At 65.6% G+C, this 381-nt stretch carries 1 protein-coding gene; it reads left to right on the top strand.

The annotated features are described in order from the left end of the window. On the top strand, positions 1-381 hold a 381-nt coding region (locus AC1D0P_RS31655; protein ID WP_477680342.1), incomplete at both ends, for a UTRA domain-containing protein.

Genomic DNA, 381 nt, shown 5'->3' with positions numbered 1-381 from the left:
GCCCTATCGCTACGAACTTTCGGAGCGGAAGAAGCGCAAGGCGACGCTGGAGGATCGCGCCCATCTGGCCGTTGCAGTCAACTCGCCGGTGCTGGCGATCACCGGCCTGCACTATTCCGGCGATCGGGTGTTCTGCCTCGAAGACCGCATCATCAACCTCGCCGCCGTGCCGGGGGCGGCCGAGGAAAAGTTCGAGCGGACTGCGCCCAGCCCCTGGCTGTTGCAACAGGTGCCGTGGAGTGCGGCCGAACACCGGATCATGGCGGTCGAAGCGGATGAGGATATCGCGCGGACTGCGCCCAGCCCCTGGCTGTTGCAACAGGTGCCGTGGAGTGCGGCCGAACACCGGATCATGGCGGTCGAAGCGGATGAGGATATCGC

This window comes from Polaromonas sp. P1_G2 (assembly GCF_056405515.1).
The sequence above is the reverse complement of the archived record's forward strand: the minus strand, read 5'-3'. Positions and strand labels throughout refer to the sequence as shown.